Raw genomic sequence first — 18,788 nt, 5'->3', positions numbered from 1 at the left:
GATCAGTTGCCGAGAATGCCCGGCAGCCGCAACCCCTTCTCACGTGCGCAATCGAGTGCATCCTCGTAGCCCGCATCGGCATGGCGCATCACGCCAGTCGCCGGGTCGTTCCACAGCACGCGTTCGAGGCGGCGCGCCGCATCCTCGGTCCCGTCGGCGACGATCACCATGCCGGCGTGCTGGCTGAAGCCCATGCCGACCCCGCCACCGTGGTGCAGGCTGACCCAGGTCGCGCCGCTGGCGGTGTTGAGCAGCGCATTCAATAACGGCCAGTCGCTGACCGCGTCGCTGCCATCCTTCATCGCCTCGGTCTCACGATTGGGGCTGGCGACCGAACCGCTGTCGAGATGATCGCGGCCGATAACCACCGGCGCCTTCAACTCGCCGTTCGCGACCATTTCGTTGAACGCCATGCCGAGCCGGTGACGATCACCCAGCCCGACCCAGCAGATGCGCGCGGGCAGGCCCTGGAAGGCTATCCGTTCACGCGCCATGTCGAGCCAGTTGTGCAGGTGGTGGTTGTCGGGCAGCAGCTCCTTCACCTTGGCATCGGTCTTGTAGATGTCCTCCGGATCGCCCGAAAGCGCGGCCCAGCGGAACGGCCCGACGCCGCGGCAAAACAGTGGACGGATATAGGCGGGTACGAAGCCGGGGAAAGCGAAGGCGTTCTCCAGCCCCTCTTCCAGTGCGACCTGGCGAATGTTGTTGCCATAATCGAGCGTCGGTACGCCCGCATCCCAGAAAGCAAGCATGGCTTCGACCTGCTTGCGCATCGAGGCGCGCGCGGCCTTTTCGACCGCCTTGGGGTCGCTTTCGCGCTTCTCGCGCCATTCGCCCATCGTCCAGCCTTCGGGCAGGTAACCATTGACCGGGTCGTGCGCGCTGGTCTGGTCGGTGACGATATCGGGGCGAATGCCGCGCTTCACCAGTTCAGGGAACACCTCGGCGGCATTGCCCAGCAGGCCGACCGACTTCGCCTCGCCCGCCGCGGTCCAGCGCTCGATCATCGCGAGCGCCTCGTCCACGCTGTCAGTCTTTTCATCGAGGTAGCGCGTGCGCAGGCGGAAATCGATGCTCTCGGGATTGCACTCAACCGCGAGGCAGCACGCGCCCGCCATTACCGCCGCGAGCGGCTGCGCGCCGCCCATCCCGCCGAGCCCCCCGGTGAGGATCCATTTGCCCGTGAGGTCGCCGTCGTAATGCTTGCGGCCCGCCTCCACGAAGGTCTCGTAGGTGCCCTGCACGATCCCTTGCGTGCCAATGTAGATCCACGACCCGGCCGTCATCTGGCCGTACATCATCAGCCCCTTGCGATCGAGCTCGCTGAAATGGTCCCAATCCGCCCAGAGCGGCACGATGTTGGAATTGGCGATCAGCACGCGCGGGGCATCGCTATGGGTCCGGAAGACGCCGACCGGCTTGCCCGACTGCACCAGCAGCGTCTCGTCGTCGGACAAGGTCTTGAGACTGGCCAGGATCGCCTCGAAATCAGCCCAACTGCGCGCCGCGCGGCCAATGCCGCCATAGACGACCAACTCGTCCGGGTTCTCGGCCACTTCGCGGTCGAGATTGTTCTGGATCATCCGGAACGGCGCCTCAGTCTGCCAGCTGCGACAGTTAAGATCGGGGCCGGTGGGCGACTTGATTTCGCGGGCATTGCGGCGGTCGATAGTCATGCAAGATCTCCGAAGGTGCTTTCGATGGCAGCGAAAACCGCGGCGAGCGTATCGCGCAGGTCGGCGGCCTTGTCGGGGGCGTAGGCGAAGGGCGGTTCCTCCGCTTCGAGATAGGTCAGTTGCGCGATCTCCATCTGGATCGCGTGGATGCCGCGTGCCGGTTCGCCATAGTGGCGCGTGGTCCAGCCGCCCTTGAAGCGACCGTTGAGCGCGCTGCTGTAGGGGCTGGCGGCGCAGGCATCCTTCGCCACACGCTCGATTGCGGGAGCGCAGGTCGTGCCGCCATTGGTGCCGATATTGAGGTCGGGCAGCGTGCCGTCGAACAGGTAAGGCAAGCGCGACTGGATCGAGTGGCAATCGTAGAGCACGACGAAGCCATGCGCTGCGCGTGTGCGATCCAGCTCGGCGCTCAGGGCGGCATGGTAGGGCACGTGGAAGGCTTCGCGGCGTCGCGCAATCTCTGCCTCCTCCGGCTCCTCGCGCCAGAGCGGTCGGTTCTCGAAATCGACCATAGGCACGAGGCCGGTGGTGTTCTGCCCGGGATACAGGCTCGCCCCATCGGGCGGTCGGTTGGCGTCGATGACGTAGCGGTTGAACTCCGCACGCACCACCGTGGCTTGCGGAACGAGGCCCTCGTAAAGCTGCGGAATGTGCCAGTCGGTATCGGCCAGCATCGCGCCGCGTTCGGTCAGGTTCGCAGCGATGTCCTCCGGCAAAAAGGTCCCTGAATGCGGCTGGGCCAGCACGATCGGCGAATTGCCCGGGATGACTGTGACCGGGTTCACGCCTCGAAGCCTGCGATAGTGTCTGCCGCAATGCCGTCGGCCAGCAATTCCGAGCCAAGCAGATCCGCCATGGCCGCAATGTCGGGCTCCATCAGCCGGTCTCCGGTGAGGGCGGGCGAAGCCGCACGGATGCGCTCCATGGTTGCCTGTAGTGTGGCGCTGGTTTCAAGCGGCGCGCGGCATTCGACCCCTTGCGCCGCAGTCATCGCCTCGATGCCGAGGATGGCGGCAAGATTGGCGTTCATTTCGAACAGGCGCCGCGCCCCGTGGCAGGCCATCGAGACATGGTCTTCCTGGTTGGCCGAGGTCGGCGTCGAATCCACCACGCGAGGGTTTGCGAGCGCCTTGTTCTCGCTCATCAGGGCGGCGCTGGTCACCTCGGCGATCATCAGGCCCGACTGCAGGCCCGGCGACGGCGCGAGAAAGGCGGGCAGGCCGAAGCTTAGCGCCGGATCGACCAGCAGCGCGATGCGGCGCTGCGCGATGGCGCCGATTTCGGACACGGCGATGGCGATCCCGTCGGCCGCCATGCCGACCGGCTCGGCGTGGAAATTCCCGCCCGACACGATCGACCCATCGGACAGCACCAGCGGGTTATCGGTCGCGGCATTGGCCTCGATCCGCAGCACCTTGCCCGCATGGGCAAGCTGATCGAGACAAGCGCCGATCACCTGTGGCGCGCAGCGCAGGCAATAGGGGTCCTGAACGCGCAGATCGTCCTCCCGGTGGCTCTCGCGGATTTGCGATCCTTCGAGGAGGTCGCGGATGATCTCGGCAGCGACGATCTGCCCGCGGTGGCCGCGCAGCGTGTGGATCTCCTCGCGGAATGGCGCAGTGGAGCCCATCGCCGCATCGAGCGACAGAGCAGTCGTCACCAGCGAGTTCACCGCCAGCCGCCAGCTGTCGAACAGCGCAGCAAGAGCAAGCCCGGTCGAGACCTGCGTACCGTTCAAGAGCGCAAGGCCTTCCTTCGCCTCAAGCACCAACGGTTCGAGGGCGGCGCGCTGCAGCGCCTCGCCCGCCGCCATGCGCTCGCCCTTGTAGAAGGCAACCCCCTCCCCGATCAGCGTCGCGGCTACGTGGGCGAGCGGGGCGAGGTCGCCCGATGCGCCCACCGATCCCTTTTCCGGCACGACAGGGATAACATCGGCCTCGACCAGTTGCTGCAGTCGCTCGACGACGACGGGCCGTACGCCCGAGGCCCCGCGTCCGAGCGAGAGGCACTTCAGCGCAATGATAAAGCGAACGATTTCCGGCGCGAGCGGCTCGCCGAAACCGGCACTGTGCGAGAGCACGAGATTGCGCTGGAGCGTGCCCAGGTCCTCCGCGCCGATGCGCACGCTGGCAAGCTTGCCGAAGCCGGTGTTGACCCCGTAGATCGCTTCGCCTGTGCCCACAGCTGCCGCCAGCCGGTCGGCCGACCGTGCGACATCGATCATCGCGGCATCATCGATACGGAAGGGACCGGAGGAGCGGTAGAGCGTTTCGAGCTCGGCCAGCCCCAGCGATCCGGGCGACAAATCATGCATCGTGGTAAGTTCCTGCAGTGATCCGGCCGCGCAGCAGGCGCCCGCCGATCCAGTAGCTGAGATAGTCGGGGTGGGAGACGTCCCACACGGCGAGATCGGCGCGCTTGCCGGATTCGATCGTGCCGTATTCGGCCTCCAGCCCCAGCGCCTTCGCGCCGTTGCGGGTCGCGCCCGCGAGCGCTTCCTCCGCGGTCATGCGAAACAGGGTGCATCCCATGTTCATTGCCAGCCGTAGCGAGGAAAGCTGAGAGCTGCCGGGATTGCAGTCGGTCGCGAGCGCCATCGCCACGCCATGTTCGCGCAGCGCCTCCAGCGGCGGCAGGCGCGTCTCGCGCAGCGCGTAGAAGGCACCCGGAAGGAGCACCGCGACGACGGCCTTCTCCGCCAGTACCGCTGCATCCTCGGGCGCGAGCCATTCGAGGTGGTCGGCAGACAAGGCATCGTACTCTGCTGCCAAGACCGCGCCCTTGAGGTCGCTCAACTGCTCGGCGTGAAGCTTGACCCGCACGCCCAGTTCTTGCGCCTTTTCGAAGACGCGGCGGATCTGTGCTGGAGTGAAGCCAATTCCCTCGCAAAACCCGTCGACCGCGTCGACCAGCCCCTCGGCGGCCGCCATTTCGAGCCCGGGCAAGACAACCTCGTCCACATAGCGGTCGGGCTCGCCATCGAATTCGGGCGGCAGCGCATGGGCGGCGAGCCAGCTCGTGACAATATGGACCGGACGATGGGTTTCGATCGCTCGCGCAACCCGCAACATGCGCATTTCGTGCTCGATGGTCAGGCCGTAGCCCGATTTGATCTCGATGACCGCGACCCCATCGGCGATCAGGTCGTCGATCCGGCGCAACGCGTCGGCGAGCAATTCCTCGTCGCTCGCTTCGCGCGTCGCCGATACCGTCGAGCGGATACCGCCTCCTGCCTTGGCGATCTCCTCATAGCTTGCGCCTTCAAGCCGGAGCGCGAATTCTCGGCTGCGGTCGCCGCCGAATACGAGATGGGTGTGGCAATCGATCAGCGCCGGCGTGACGAGCGCGCCCCCAAGGTCGGTACGCGGGTAATCCGAATACTGCGGCGGTATCATCGGGGCCGAACCGACCCAGTCGATCCGCCCGTCGTCAACCACGATCGCCGCGTCTTCGACGAGGCCGTAGGCGTCGCCGCCCGCAACCATGGTCGTTGCGCGACAATTCGTGAAAACCCGCTTCCCCATCGCCTTGCCTTGTTGCCGATTCTGTGATTATGTATGCACATATTCCGCGAGTAGGGCAATATATGAGTGCGACAATTTCGGCCCGCCGGCTGCTCGGACCCGATGGCTGGATGACCAATGCCGCCGTACGCTTCGGTGATGATGGACGAATCGTATCGGTTGGCGCGGAGGGCTTTGACCCGGCGACTGCAGTCGGCACGCTGCTGCCTGGCATGGCCAATGTCCACACGCACAGCTTCCAGCGCGCAATGGCGGGCCTGGCCGAGCAACGCGGACCGTCCGGTTCCGACGATTTCTGGACCTGGCGGCAGGTCATGTACCGTTTTCTAGACCTGCTGACGCCCGAAGACATAGAGGCGATCGCCGCGCAGGTTCAAATGGACATGGCCGAGGCGGGCTACACCGCTTCGGCCGAGTTTCACTATCTGCACCATCGGCCGAACGGCGCGCATTATGACGATTTGGCAGAGACTTCTGCGCGGATCTTGGCGGCGAGCCAGGACAGCGGCATCGGGCTGACCCATCTGCCGGTGCTCTACACCTATGGCGGGCTCGACCAGCGCAAGCTCGGTGACGGTCAGCGCCGCTTCGGCTGCGACATCGCCACGTTCGAGCGCCTTTACGCAGCGCTTCAGACCAGGGCGACGGAACTGCCCGCCGACTTTCGCCTTGGCATCGCTCCGCATTCGCTTCGGGCTGTCGATCGAGCGGGTCTCGACGCATGTCTCGCGCTCTGCCCTGATGGACCGATCCACATCCACGCCGCGGAACAGATCAAGGAAGTGGAGGAGGTTGAGGCCCATCTCGGGGCGCGACCAGTCCGCTGGCTGCTCGACAACCTGCCGGTCGACGCCCGCTGGTGCCTGATCCACGCCACGCATCTGGACGACCCCGAGGTGCAAGGCCTGGCCGCATCGCGAGCTGTCGCCGGCCTCTGCCCCACCACCGAAGCCAACCTTGGCGACGGCATCTTCCCCGCGGTGGAATACCTCATCGTTGGAGGGCGTTTCGGGATCGGATCGGATTCGAACATCCGCCTGTCGGTAGCGGAGGAATTGCGCGCGCTCGAAACGTCACAGCGCCTCAAGCACCGCCAGCGCACACTGCTGACCGAGCCTGATGCTCCCTCGAATGGCCGTCATCTTTATCGGCGCGCGGCAAGTGGCGGCGCGCAAGCGATCGGAAGGGACGCAGGCGAGATTGCAATCGGCAAGCTCGCCGATTTCGTTGCCTTGCGTGATGACGTGCCATTTCTCGACTGGCCTGAACCGGACCAGTGCCTCGATGCGTGGATATTCGGCCTTGAGGAACCCGCCGTTTCCGACGTCTGGTCCGCCGGTAGGCACATTGTGCGCGCGGGATTGCACGTGCGCCGCGAGGCGATCCGCGCGCGCTTCGCCACTACCATGCGCAAGCTGCGCGACGCGCTGTGAACGCGAACACACACAGCTCGATCAGGGAAGATATCCGCCGGCGCATCGTGGCCGGCGAATGGGCGCTGGGCGAACAGATGCCCGGCGAAATCGACCTCGCCAGCGAATATGATTGCTCTCGCACGACCATGAACCGCGCGCTCAGGGCGCTCGCGGATGAGGGCATGATCGAACGCAAGCGCAAGGGCGGCACGAGGGTGCGGCCCCTCCCCGTTCACCAGGCGCAATTGCAGATCCCATTGGTGCGCGAGCAGGTCGAGAACCGACGGCAAACCTATTCCCATCGTGTCGTGAAGCGAACAATGCGCCAACCACCTGTTGCAATCCGGGCTCGGCTGGAACTCGGTGATAGCGACCGGGCTAGCTTCCTTGAAACACTGCACCTTGCCGACGGAGCGCCCTTCGCCTTCGAGAGCCGGTGGGTGAACCTGGCCGCTGTGCCGGACTTTCAGGAAGCCAGGCTCGACGAACTCAGCGCCAACGAATGGCTGGTGCGCGAAATTCCCTTCACCAATGGCGAGGTCGGTCTCTCGGCGACCAGGGCTAACGCGGCCTTGGCCGAGGCGCTCGGCGAAGACGAGGGTGCGGCGCTCTTTACGCTGGAGCGTACGACGTGGCTGGATGGAACGGCCGTCACCACCGTCACTTTCTACTACACGAGCGGTTTCCGGCTCGAATTCCCGATTTGATCGACCGGATCGAGCTTCAGATGGGCTGAAAGTTCAAGGAGCTTGCATCGATGAGCCGTCGCGCGGATTCCTGGTCCGCTGCGCGCAAGTTGCTTGGTAGGGCGACAACTTTCTCCTGGGGTGGAAAGGTCCCATAGCCGGCAAACAGGCAATGCCAGCTCATCGATGAGTAGGCCTGCACCTCGTTCACATCGGCGTTGGTCGCTGCAATGTCCTTGTGCGTGAACCACGCCGTCATCATCGCCTTGAGGCTGTCCGAAAGATCGTGGTTTGACGCGTTTTCGCGCCAGTAGTCCGTGTCGCTGCGTTGGCTCAATCGATAGTGCGCGACGATATAGTCGCGGATCGCATCATAGCGCGCGGCGACCCCGCGGTTGAAGGCGTCGCGATGCTGCGGCGTGAAATCGCCCGCCGCAAAAGCCTGCGCGAATTCCAGCGCGGTGGCGATCACGATATGGAGTGCGGTGGCCTCAAGCGGTTCGATGAAACCCTGGGCCAGCCCGGCAGCAAGGCAATTGCGGTGCCAGCTGTCCTCCACCCTGCCGACTTTCATCTGCAGGACTCGCGCCCGCTGGTCGCAGTCCGTCATGCCTATGGCGGCGCGCAATTCCGCCTCGGCTTCCTCGTCGGAGATATGGCGTGAGGAATAGACGTAGCCATTGCCGATCCGGTTGGTCAGCGGGATCGACCAGCGCCAACCGGCGCGCATTGCGATACTATCGGTCTGCGGCTTGAACCCTCCCTGCTGTTCGGTCGCGAGGACCACGGCGCGATCGTTGAACAGATTTTCGGAGAACGATCGGAACGGCACGCCGAGCTTTTCCTGCGCGATGAACGAGCGAAAGCCCGAACAGTCGACGAAGAACTCTCCTTCGATCCGTTCCCCACCTTCACACAGCAACGCCGCGACGTCGCCTGCATCGGTAAGCTCGACCTCCACGACCTTGAGTGGGCGATGCTCGACGCCCTGCCCCACTGCCCATTCGCGCAGGAATTCGCCCAGCCGGTGCGCATCGAAATGGTAGCCATAACTTGGCGCGAAGGGAAAACTTTCGGCTGGATGCGGTGCCTTACGCTCCTCAGCTAGGCTAGCAGCAAGGAACCATTGGTCGGGATGGGCTGGTACGTCGAAACCGCGCCGCGCCAAGGTGCAATTCTGGATGAAACCCGGCTCGGTGTGGAGATCGACCGGCCCCGGGAACGGGTGGAAGTAACTCTCGAACCCGGGGCGTTCGCTCCACCCGGTGAAGCGGATACCCAGCTTGTAGGTGGCGTTGCAGGCCGCCATCCACTCGGCTTCGGCAATACCGAGGTGATCGAACATCGCCTTCAGCTGCGGGGTAGAGCCTTCGCCCACTCCGATGATTCCGATCTGCGGGCTTTCGACGACGGTGACTCGTCCACCCTTCGCGCCCCACTCCTTGTGGAGCAGGCAGGCCGTGATCCACCCCGCGCTGCCGCCGCCGAGCACGACGATATGGGGTGGTTTGGCTTCGCTCATCGCCGCGACTTTATTGCGGAACGATCGCGATCGCAAAGCCTCCGCCCGGCGCCATGGTCAGTTCGAAAGCGTCCCCGCTGCGAACCGTGCGCTTTTCGATCACGATATCGAACCGACCCTCGCCTTCGAAGTGTGCATTGGGTCCATCGCGATAGATCGTCGCGGTGTAGCTCTTGCCCGGATCGAGGAAATCGAGCTCAAGCACGCTGGTCCGCGCCTGCTCGTCAGTAGCACCACCGACATACCAGGCATCGCTGTTCCGATCCTTGCGTGCAGTCACGACATATTCGCCGACCTCCGCAGCGAGGATCAGGCTCTCGGACCAGTCCGCCGGTACGTTCTTGATGAACTGGAAGGCATCCATGTGCTCGGCGTAGTGTTCGGGCAAGTCGGCGGCCATCTGGATCGGCGAGTAGATCACCACATATTCGGCCAATGCGCGGGCCTGCGTCATCTGCAGCGGCTGCCCTCGCCCTTCGAGGCTGAGTACGCCTGGCGTGTAATCCATCGGGCCCGACAGCATGCGGGTAAAGGCCATTGTCGGCACATGGCTCGGCCCATTGGGCGGCACGCCCCAGGCGTTGAATTCCATGCCCCTGGCACCTTCTCGGCTGACCCAGTTGGGATAGGTCCGGCGCAAGCCCGTGTCCTTGACCGGCTCGTGCGGATTGATCGCGATCTTCCGCTTGGCGGCCTCGGTCACGACCTTGAGGTGATGGCGCTGCATCACCTGGCTTTCGGTGCATTCGCGCGTCTCGCGCCCATCGGGGTGGACGTAACGCAGGTTGCAGGCGTCGGTCACGTAGCCGGACTTGATGGATTTGACGCCACGCGCCGCCATCAGGTCGAGGCCCGCCTCGAGCTGGCTTTCGTAATTGCCGATATCGCCCGAAGTCTCGTGGTGTCCGACGATCGGGACGCCTTTCTCGGCGGCGTAGCGTGCGAGTTCCTCGAAATCGTAATCGGGATAGGCCTCGGTGAAGCTGAATAGCCCGCCGTTGAAGAACCAGTTGCCGTCCCAGCCGATGTTCCAGCCCTCGACCAGCACGCCTTCGAACCCGTGTTCGGCAGCGAAATCGATGTAGCGCTTGACGTTCTCGGTCGTGGCGCCGTGCTTCTTGGCGGTGAAGCTGGCGTCGGAGCCCGAGCCAGTTTCACGGCCCCAGCTTTCCTCGTCGAGGTGCAGCGACCACCACACGCCGACATATTTGTGCGGTTTGAACCAGCTGACATCGTCGAGCTTGTTCGGCTCGTTGAGGTTGAGTTCGATATCGCTCATCGCAAGCCCGGCGGCATCGTCCGACACGCGAATGGTGCGCCAGGGCGTCGCGAAAGGAACGTCGCGAACTGCCCGCGCCGCCGTCGAACCAGTCGGCGCCAGCGTGGCGCGAAAATTCGTGCCGGTCGTCCGCTTGATCCACATTCCGGCGAAATCGACCAGGGCTGCCTCGTGGATGGCGAGGTGCGTGCCATTCTCCATCCGGAAAGTCAGTGGCGTATGCGCCACCGACACGCCGCTGATCGGCGTCTTCTCATAGAGGTATTCGTAGCGGTTCCATTCGCCACCCGGGATCCACCACGCGGTCCCGTCGGACGCGATGTTGAATTCGGTCAGTTCCTCGGCGATGCGGACCGTCTCGCCCATGCTGGCATCATCGAACAGATAACGAAAGCCGACCCCGTCATCGAACACGCGGAAGGTGACACCGAACTTGCGCTTCTCGTCGCTCGCTTCCTCGAACCGAACCGTCAGCTCATTATGGCGATCGCGAACGAAGCGGCGCTCACCCCACGGCTGCTCCCACGTCTCATCATGACTGGCGCGTGTCGCGCCCGTGATCGCGAGCCGCCGCTCGAGCTTGTCCTGATCGGTCAAAAGGAAGCCAAGCCGGCTATCGCTCAGAACGACCTCGCCATCCTTTTCAATCCGATAGAACGGGCGCCCCTCACCATTGACATCGACTGCCACAGTGAGCTGACCGTCGGGAGATGTCACCACCTCCTCAGCCAGAGCGGCGGGCGCCGAGAGGGCAATTGCGACGAAGGCAGAAAGCGAGAAAATTTTCATAATTTCAATACCAAGGCGCTGAATGCTGGAAGACGTTCGGAGCTTGCATCGTTGACAGCGGCGATCAGTTCGCCTTCCGCCTCGCCCGGCGGACAATCCTGCGCCTCGCTTCCGAAGTTGAAGACGTAACGAACCTTCTCGTCATTGCTGGTGCGCTCGAACAGCAGCAAATCGCCCCGCACCTCGCAGCGTGTAACGGCCCCATGTTGTATGGCCGGGTGCGCCTTGCGCAGCGCTAGCATGGCGCGGGTGTGGGAGAGCAAGGAACCTGCGTCGCCTTGCTGGAGCTCGACCGATTTCGTCGCGTTCTCGGCCCCGATCGGGAGCCATGGCTCGGCCTTGGAGAAGCCTGCCTGCGGCGCTTCGGCAAGCCACGGCATCGGCGTGCGGGCGCCATCGCGCGACAGCGTCAGCGGCCAGTTACGCAGCGCCTCCGGATCCTGGACCAGTTCATAGGGGATCTCGACCTGGTCGAGGCCAAGTTCTTCACCCTGATAGAGGATGATATTGCCGCGCAAGGCACAGAACACAGCCATCTTGAAGCGCAGGAACGCCTCGCGATCCGGGCCCGTGTGCCAGCGCGAAATGGCGCGCGGTGCATCGTGATTCTCGAAGGCCCAGGTAGGCCAGCCGGTACCCGGTGTATCGGGCCAGTCCTTCTGGGCCGAACAGACCAGTTCGGGGGTCAGCCTGGACGCATAGAGGAAGTCGAAGCCGTAGGCGGAGTTGAGCCGCTTGTCGCCCTCGGCGCAGGCACGCGTGAAGTCGCGCACTCCACTACCGCCGACCTCGGCAACGCTGAAGATCGCGCCGTATTCGTCGGTCATTCCGCGCAGCTTCTCGAGGAAATCGAAAATTGCCGGGTGGCCCTGGTTGTGGATGTTGTCCTGGAAGTCGTGACCGCGCGCCTTGATCTTGTTGGGGTCGCTCGACACCGGGTTATCGGTCAGCGCCGGATCGTGCATGAAGTGCAGCACCGCGTCGACGCGAATGCCGTCGACGCCGCGATCCAGCCAGAACCGACCGACGTCGAGCAATTCTTCTTGCACCGCGGGATTATGGAGGTTGAGATCGGGCTGCTGCGGCAGGAAGTTATGGAAATAGAATTGCTGACGCCGGGCGTCCCACGACCAGGCCGGGCCCGAAAAGATCGACTGCCAGTTGTTGGGAGGAGTTCCGTCAGGCTTGGGGTCGGCCCAGACGAACCAGTCGGCCTTGGGATTGTCGCGGCTTGAACGGCTCTCGGCGAACCAGCGATGCTGGTCCGAGCAATGCGAATAGACCTGGTCGATTATGACCTTGAGGTCGAGTTCGTGCGCACGTTTCACCAGCGCATCGAAATCGCTCAGCGTCCCGAAGATCGGATCGACATCGCGGAATGCCGCGACGTCGTAGCCGAAATCGAGCATCGGCGAGGTATAGAAGGGCGAGACCCAGATCGCATCGACGCCGAGGTCGGCCACATAGCCGAGCTTTTCGGTTATGCCCGGCAGGTCTCCGATGCCGTCATCATTAGAATCCATGAAGCTGCGCGGGTAGATCTGGTAGATCGACGCGCCGCGCCACCAGGGCTGTTCGCCGGTCAAAGTTGTTGCTTCGGTCAGTTTGCTTACCTCGTTCATTCTGCGCGCTCCGACACCCGGCACACCGCCCACCCGAACGGCGCGAGCGCGACGGAAGCACTGCCCGGTGCGCTGACCCGCGTCGGGCAGGCACCGGCGAGCGTTTCGAAAGCACGCGCGTCATAGCCGATTGCGATATTGGCGTTGCGTGGAGCGGCAGTGGTGTTGAAGGCCAAGAGATACTCGCCGCCTGTTGCGGGATCGAACCGGCTGACGGCAAAGATGCCGGGCTCCTGCTCGTAGTGGCGCGTGACTTGCCGGCCGCGCGACAGCGCTGGATGCGCGCGGCGGATCTCGGAGAACTCTGCGATGAGCTGGAACAGCGGGTGGCGCTCGTCGAAATTCGAGGCCGCGGTAGTCGCGTCGGTGCCGATCAGATCATTGTCGTTATAGACCGCGGTCTTGCTCGGGAACATGTCCTCGCGCGCCAGCTGGTCATGGCCATCGCCGACGAACCCCTGCTCGTCACCATAGTAGATCACGGGCGAACCCCGCAGCACCATCATCATCGCATGACCGAGCAATACGCGGTCCAGCAATTCCTGCTGCGAAATGTCCGGCTTGTCGGCTTTGATGAGGGTCGAAAAACGCCCCATGTCGTGATTGCCAAGGAAAGTCGGGAGGTTGAGCGCCGTCTCCTCACCGCCTTCGTAAAGCACGTCGCCATCGAACAGATGCGCGAGCACGACCGTGCCCTGATCGCGCCCGAGCAGTTCGCGCATCGAGGCCTGGAAAGCGAAATCGAGCACGGAAGGGAGTTTGTCGCGGCGGGTGTATTCCGCGATGTAGCCGTTTTGCGGCACGTCCTTGTAGACTTCGCCGAACATGTGGAAATTGGGAATGCCGCGCGCCTTGGCGCGTTCGAGCATGGCTGGCACAAAGACTTGCCAGAAACCGGGATCGACGTGGCGCGCGGTATCGATCCGAAATCCGTCGATGCCGAAATCGTCGATCCAGCTGCCGAAGATCTCGATCATTCCTTCGCGTACGCGCGGATGCTCGGTGAAGAGATCGTCGAGGCCGGAGAAATCGCCGAAGCGGCTGTCCTCGCCGGTGAAGCTGCTGTTGCCGCGGTTGTGGTAGTAGATCGGATCGTTGAGCCAGGCGGGGACCTTCACGTCCTTCTCGGCTGCCGGCACGTGCGGAATGTAGGCGTAGCCCGGATCGACCAGCTTGGCGAAATTCTCCGCGCTCGAGTCCTCATCGCCCATGAAGCCCGGATTGATCGGCTTGCCGTCCGGGCCGCCGCGGGTCGAATAGGGATAGTCGCCCTTACTGCGATACTCGTAATTGGTCGCCGGCCCGTCCTTGTATCCGATGACGTCGGCGGTGTGGTTGGTGATGATGTCCATGTAGACCTTCATTCCGCGCGCGTGCGCGGCCTCGACGAAGGCCTTGAATTCGTCTCGCGTTCCGAAATGCGCGTCGGGCCGGGTGAAATCGGTCACCCAATAGCCGTGATAGCCCGCGCTCTCTTGCCCCGGCGAGCCCTGCACCGGCTTGTTCTGGAAAATCGGCGCGAACCAGATCGCGGTGATCCCCATGCGCTCGAGATAATCAAGCCGTTGCGTCAGCCCTTTGAGGTCGCCGCCATGGAAGAATCCCTTGTGCTCAGGATCGAATCCGGTCTGGAGCGGGCCGCCCTTTAGCCCTCCTTTGTCATTCGATGGATCGCCATTCTCGAACCTGTCGGGGAGGACGAAATAGACCACTTCCTCCGCGGGCGCGCGGGAGCGGAAGCTGGCTTCTGCTACGTCGGATGATGGCGCAGCCGGCGAATTCTGAGCGGTCGCGCAGGCGGCCAGTCCAAGCGCAATCAGCGGGAGGGCAAAGCGGGTCATGCGGGCACTCCCTGCGGCATGTTCTGCATCATGTAGGATCTCAGGAAAGGAGCGTGATCGGGCATCTGCCGCACTTCTGCGGAGATCGCGGTTTCGGTGTCTGCGAGAAGGGCCTTGAGTTCGTCCTCGCTCAGGCTGTCGGCTGCGGGATTGTAGCTCCGCGCCTCGACCCCCTGCCCCGCCAGCACCTGGAACCAGCCCACCTCGGTGAACAGTTCCTCGTGTTCGCGGTGGATGAAGCCGGCCGATTGCCACTGTTCGATCTTTCGCTGGAGCGTGGCGGGCAATTCCATGTTGCGCACGCCGTCCCAGAAGGGGTCGCCTTCGCGTTCATTGGCCCAGTAGTGCAGCACGAGGAAATCGCGGATCCGTTCCCACTCGAAATCGGCCTGCGTATTGAAATGGTCGACGATCGCTGGGTCCCCTGCGCCTTTGGGGAGCACGGTCAGGAATCGGCTCATCGCGCTCTGGATCAGGTGGATCGAAGTGGATTCTAGCGGCTCGAGGAAGCCCGCCGCCAACCCAAGCGCAAGACAGTTGCGGTGCCAGTGCTTGCGCCGCTTGCCGGTCGTGAACTTGATCGGCTTCGGATCGCCCAGTGCCTTGCCGTCAAGGTTCGCCAGCAGCGTTTCCGCCGCCTCCTCGTCGGAGAGGTGGTCCGAACAGTAGACATAGCCATTGCCGATCCGATGCTGCAGCGGAATGCGCCATTGCCACCCGGCCTTGCGCGCGATCGAGCATGTGTAGGGCGTGAAGTCGCCGCCGGTCGCACAAGGCACGGCCATCGCACGGTTACAGGGCAGTACGTTGCTCCAATCGTCGAAGCCCGCTTCAAGTGCGCCATCGATCAGCAAGGCGCGAAAGCCCGTGCAGTCGATGAAGAACCGGCCTTCGATCCGGCGGTCGTCATCCAGTACGAGCGCAGCGATTTCGCCGCTTTCGCCGTCGCATTCGACCCGCGCAATCATGCCCTCGTGGCGTGTAACTCCGCGTAGTTCGGAATAGCGTCGCAGATAGCTCGCGTAGAGTCCGGCGTCGAAATGATAGGCGTAGGGCATCTCGAGCGACTGCGGCGTCCGCCGGCCGCGCTGCATCTTGAGCCCGCGCGCCGCCGTTTCGTTGAGCGAGTAGTGCTTCAGCGGCTTGGCCAGGCCGAGCTGTTGCGCGCGCAGCCAATATTGCTGGAAGGGAAGCAGCCCTGCCCCGCGGCCAACCTGTCCGAAGGCGTGCATATAGGCATGGCCTTCGCGCTGCCAGCCGTCGAACTCGATGCCGAGCTTGAAGGTCGCCTTGGTTTCGCGCAGGAAGTCGCGCTCGTCGAGGCCCAGCGCATTGTTCAGCAGGTGAATTTGCGGAATGGTCGCCTCGCCGACCCCCACCGTGCCGATCGCCTCGCTCTCGACCAGTTGGACACGCGTTCCAGGCGGAGAGAACCGGGCCAGCAGCGCCGCGGCGATCCATCCGGCGGTACCTCCGCCGGCAATCACGAAATCGAGGCTCTGCTGGTCTTTCAACGACACGGTTCCTCTTTGCCGCTCCCGTGCGGCCAGGCAAGTTCAGAGATTGTCGGCGCCAGGCGCCCCGCCCCGATCGGTGGACCGGGATCGCACCCGGCCCACCGACCTCTGGGAGGACTCTAGAACTTGTAGGTGAAACCAGCCAGGAAACGGCGCCCGTATTCCTGGTAGTCGATCACCGCCTCGGAGACCGGCACATTGAACTGCGACACGAAGGGCGCATTGGTCAGGTTCTGGCCCTGGACGTAGACCGAGAGGCCATCCAGCGCGCCGCCTTCGAAGTCATAGCCGACCTGCGCATCGACGATGGTTTCCGCACGTGCCAGGCGCCGTGTCGGCGAACCGCCGAAGCCGGTGAAATCGGCCAGGAACTTCGAACGATAGCGCACGCTGCCGCGGGCGTTGAAACCGCCGCGCTCGTAGTAGAGCGTGCCGTTCGCAACCCACTTCGAATAGCCCGGAATGACGTCGGTGTTGCCGTTGGCATCCTCGATCTTTGTCTTGGTGTAGCCAACGCCGCCGGTCGCCCCGAAACCTTCGAGCGCCCCGATGAAGAGGTCGAAAGGCAAGGTGGCCGAGAGTTCCGCACCGTAGAAGCTGCCGCCACCGGTGTTCACTTCGGAGTCGAGGAAGCCGATGGTCGTCGCTGGCGTCAGGCCGGCAGGCGTCGGCAGCCCGGCGTAGTCGAAGATCACACGCGAACCGTCAATGTAGTTGACCACGTCCTTGTAGAACAACTGAGCCGCGATCACGCCCGAGCCATTGCCAAAGTACTTCTCGACGTTGAAGTCGACGGCATTGGCGCGATAAGGGCGCAGCAGCGGGTTACCGCCACCGCCGCTAATGAACGGCGCTACACCGGTCGGGCTTTCCGCCAGGTTGTTGTTGATGCCATAGCTGATCGCCGAGCGCAGGTCGTCGAGTTGAGGACGCTGGATCTGGCGCGAGGCAGCCAGGCGGATAACCCAGTCACTGGCGAGGCGCAGCGACAGGTTGGCGCTCGGAAGCACGTCCCAGAAATCGTCACCCAGGGTCACGTCGACCTGCTGGCCTGCAGCAAAGGCGATACCCGAAGACTTCTGGTTGGTCGCGATCGCCTGCACACCGATATTGCCAGTAAGTTCAGCCGATCCGAGTTCCTTGAAGATGTCGGCCTGGACGTAGGCGGTCATCAGCTTTTCGGAGATGCTGTAGGCCTTGGCCGGAATATCGTTCGACGTGTTCCGGTCGAGCATCAGCGTGCCATTGGCGATCAGGTCGCGAGCGTCGTAGCTGACGATCGGTCCGAGGCCGAGATAGCCGAGGTCGGTCGAACGCAGGAGGAATTCGCTCGGGATCGACACTTCGGTCGCACCGCCGGCGGGCATGATGAAGAACTCGTCCGGGGTCAGGTTCTTGCTGCGATCGGTATAGGCGAGGCCGACATGGACCTTGGAGAAGAAGCTGTCGAACTCCTTCGCGACGCCGAGGCGGTACTGGAACAGTTCGTCCTCGATGATGCGATCGTTGAAGTAACCGGCCTGCACGCGGCTGCCGCCCCACCCCAGCGGGTCGGTCAGCACGATCAGGGTCGGGTCCGAATAGTCGAGCGTCGGCTGGAAGCTCGTGCCATTGCTGTCGGAGAAGAAGCGTATCGTATCGGTCGCGCCGACGCCGACATTGTAGCCGGTGCCCGAATAACTCTCGAGGCTCAGCTCGTTGCGGTCGGTGCGCGAATAGCCGAAGTCGAAGAATGCGCTCCAGCCGTCGTCACCTTCGTAATCGAGGTTGATGCCGCCCGAGTAGAGATCGGCCTTGCGTTGGAAGATGTCGTTGCGAACCACGCCTTCGACGTTGGTGAAGGTGCCTTCGGCAGCAAAACTACCGAATTGCGTGTCGCCCAGCGTTGCGGTCGAAGGATCGAACTGCGTGCCGAAGGCGAGGAAGCCGAGCGGCAGCTCGATACCGCGCTTGCTCGAATCGTCGTCGAAGTTCGAGTAGAACCCGTCGACGGTGATCATCAGGTTGGGCGACGCTTCGAACTGCAGCGTGCCGTTAATGCCGAAGCGCTGGAGCTGGGTCGAAGTGACGAAGCTCTTGCTGCCCCCGATGACGAACGGATTGGTGGTCGAGCCGTCGCCGGCATAACCCCAGGCATTGAATTCCTGCAGCTGATAGGGCTCGTCCGTATAGGCCGCTGCCAGGGCGATGCCGATGGTGTCGTCGGCGAACTGATCGACATAGGTCGCGTTGACGCGATAGCCGTACTTCTCCGAACCCGCGTTGAGCGCGCCGATATCGGCATAGGAACCCTTGGCACCGATCGCGAGGATCCGCTTGCCGGCTTCGAGCGGGCGAATGGTGCGCACGTCGATCGTTCCGACCAGGCCCTGACCGACGATGTTGGCCGAGGGGCTCTTGTAGACGACGACCTGGTTGACGACTTCCGACGGATACTGGTCGAATTCGACGGCGCGGTTGTCGCCGGTAGAGGTCTGTTCGCGGCCGTTGAGCAGCGTCTGCGAGAAATCCGGGCCCAGGCCGCGAATGGCGATGACGTTGGCGCGGCCATTGAGGCGCTGCGAGGTAACGCCGGGCAGGCGAGCGATCGATTCACCGATCGAGTCGTCGGGCAGCTTGCCGATGTCTTCTGCGGTAACCGATTCGAGGATCTGGTTGCTCAGCCGCTTTTCGGCGACGGCAGTTTCCAGCGATTGACGAAAACCGCTGACGATAATCACATTGCCTTCTTCCGCCTCCTCGGCGGCTTCGGCGTCAGCCGTATCGTCCTGCGCGAATGCGGCTTGCGGCAGTGCGGCTGCCATTGCGACCGAAAAGGCGGTGGCACTGATGCCGCCAGCCAGCTTGCTACGAATAGCCATCTTTCCTGTATCCTCCCCTGCATCCCACCATTTTGAGGATGCGGTTGTTTAGCCTT

12 protein-coding genes are annotated in these 18,788 nt (G+C 63.5%); 2 read left to right on the top strand and 10 right to left on the bottom strand.

All coding sequences use genetic code 11. The features are described 5' to 3' along the window. Positions 1–2 precede the first annotated feature (2 nt). From hutU to hutI, 4 genes are read right to left on the bottom strand one after another with little or no spacing between them, the layout of a single operon-like run. Entirely contained in the window at positions 3–1,676 is a 1,674-nt protein-coding gene (hutU, locus tag P7228_RS10420) for a urocanate hydratase (protein ID WP_278015178.1), read from the bottom strand. Next, a complete protein-coding gene (gene hutG / locus P7228_RS10415) occupies positions 1,673–2,461 on the bottom strand; it encodes an N-formylglutamate deformylase (RefSeq protein ID WP_278015177.1) in 789 nt (262 codons plus the stop codon). Before hutG ends, hutU begins: the two co-directional genes overlap by 4 nt. After that, the gene (hutH, locus tag P7228_RS10410) at positions 2,458–3,990 is read right to left on the bottom strand and encodes a histidine ammonia-lyase (protein WP_278015176.1); all 1,533 of its coding nucleotides are present in this window, start codon (positions 3,988–3,990) and stop codon (positions 2,458–2,460) included. Before hutH ends, hutG begins: the two co-directional genes overlap by 4 nt. Next, positions 3,983–5,200 (bottom strand): imidazolonepropionase, encoded by a 1,218-nt coding sequence (hutI, locus tag P7228_RS10405; protein WP_278015175.1) that lies wholly within the window; start codon positions 5,198–5,200, stop codon positions 3,983–3,985. Before hutI ends, hutH begins: the two co-directional genes overlap by 8 nt. 62 nt (positions 5,201–5,262) lie before the next feature. On the opposite strand from hutI, the gene P7228_RS10400 reads away from it, so the two are divergent. Continuing rightward, a complete protein-coding gene (locus P7228_RS10400; protein ID WP_278015174.1) occupies positions 5,263–6,633 on the top strand; it encodes a formimidoylglutamate deiminase in 1,371 nt (456 codons plus the stop codon). Next, positions 6,630–7,322, top strand: coding sequence for a histidine utilization transcriptional repressor HutC (gene hutC / locus P7228_RS10395; RefSeq protein ID WP_278015173.1), 693 nt, complete (start codon positions 6,630–6,632; stop codon positions 7,320–7,322). The genes P7228_RS10400 and hutC overlap by 4 nt, the downstream gene beginning before the upstream one ends. A 16-nt stretch (positions 7,323–7,338) precedes the next feature. Here the strand turns inward: hutC and P7228_RS10390 are convergent, their stop codons facing one another. The 6 genes from P7228_RS10390 to P7228_RS10365 all read right to left on the bottom strand — a co-directional run bounded on the left by P7228_RS10390 (position 7,339) and on the right by P7228_RS10365 (position 18,732). After that, positions 7,339–8,823, bottom strand: a complete 1,485-nt coding sequence (locus P7228_RS10390) for a tryptophan halogenase family protein (RefSeq protein WP_278015172.1) — start codon at positions 8,821–8,823, stop codon at positions 7,339–7,341. A gap of 10 nt (positions 8,824–8,833) precedes the next feature. Beyond that, a complete protein-coding gene (locus P7228_RS10385; protein ID WP_278015171.1) occupies positions 8,834–10,891 on the bottom strand; it encodes a glycoside hydrolase family 97 protein in 2,058 nt (685 codons plus the stop codon). Further along, positions 10,888–12,513, bottom strand: coding sequence for an alpha-amylase family glycosyl hydrolase (locus tag P7228_RS10380; protein WP_278015170.1), 1,626 nt, complete (start codon positions 12,511–12,513; stop codon positions 10,888–10,890). The genes P7228_RS10385 and P7228_RS10380 overlap by 4 nt, the downstream gene beginning before the upstream one ends. Continuing rightward, positions 12,510–14,354, bottom strand: a complete 1,845-nt coding sequence (locus P7228_RS10375) for an alpha-amylase family glycosyl hydrolase (protein WP_278015169.1) — start codon at positions 14,352–14,354, stop codon at positions 12,510–12,512. Before P7228_RS10375 ends, P7228_RS10380 begins: the two co-directional genes overlap by 4 nt. Further along, positions 14,351–15,874: a tryptophan halogenase family protein gene (locus tag P7228_RS10370; RefSeq protein ID WP_278015168.1), complete on the bottom strand. Its 1,524-nt coding sequence runs from the start codon at positions 15,872–15,874 to the stop codon at positions 14,351–14,353. The genes P7228_RS10375 and P7228_RS10370 overlap by 4 nt, the downstream gene beginning before the upstream one ends. Before the next feature lie 116 nt (positions 15,875–15,990). Then, positions 15,991–18,732 carry a TonB-dependent receptor gene (locus P7228_RS10365; RefSeq protein ID WP_278015167.1) on the bottom strand — a complete coding sequence of 914 codons (2,742 nt, stop codon included), beginning with the start codon at positions 18,730–18,732 and terminating at the stop codon, positions 15,991–15,993. Between the last annotated feature and the right edge of the window lie 56 nt (positions 18,733–18,788).

Source organism: Altererythrobacter sp. CAU 1644 (assembly GCF_029623755.1).
In the GTDB taxonomy this organism is placed as follows: domain Bacteria; phylum Pseudomonadota; class Alphaproteobacteria; order Sphingomonadales; family Sphingomonadaceae; genus Erythrobacter; species Erythrobacter arenosus.
The sequence above is the reverse complement of the archived record's forward strand: the minus strand, read 5'-3'. Positions and strand labels throughout refer to the sequence as shown.

Excerpts from the sequence above, each read along its gene's own strand:
- P7228_RS10385 (WP_278015171.1), bottom strand. The coding sequence starts at position 10,891 with ATGAAAATTTTCTCGCTTTCTGCCTTCGTCGCAATTGCCCTCTCGGCG.
- P7228_RS10390 (WP_278015172.1), bottom strand. The coding sequence starts at position 8,823 with ATGAGCGAAGCCAAACCACCCCATATCGTCGTGCTCGGCGGCGGCAGC.
- P7228_RS10400 (WP_278015174.1), top strand. The coding sequence starts at position 5,263 with ATGAGTGCGACAATTTCGGCCCGCCGGCTGCTCGGACCCGATGGCTGG.
- P7228_RS10365 (WP_278015167.1), bottom strand. The coding sequence starts at position 18,732 with ATGGCTATTCGTAGCAAGCTGGCTGGCGGCATCAGTGCCACCGCCTTT.
- hutH (WP_278015176.1), bottom strand. The coding sequence starts at position 3,990 with ATGCATGATTTGTCGCCCGGATCGCTGGGGCTGGCCGAGCTCGAAACG.
- hutI (WP_278015175.1), bottom strand. The coding sequence starts at position 5,200 with ATGGGGAAGCGGGTTTTCACGAATTGTCGCGCAACGACCATGGTTGCG.
- hutU (WP_278015178.1), bottom strand. The coding sequence starts at position 1,676 with ATGACTATCGACCGCCGCAATGCCCGCGAAATCAAGTCGCCCACCGGC.
- P7228_RS10375 (WP_278015169.1), bottom strand. The coding sequence starts at position 14,354 with ATGACCCGCTTTGCCCTCCCGCTGATTGCGCTTGGACTGGCCGCCTGC.
- P7228_RS10380 (WP_278015170.1), bottom strand. The coding sequence starts at position 12,513 with ATGAACGAGGTAAGCAAACTGACCGAAGCAACAACTTTGACCGGCGAA.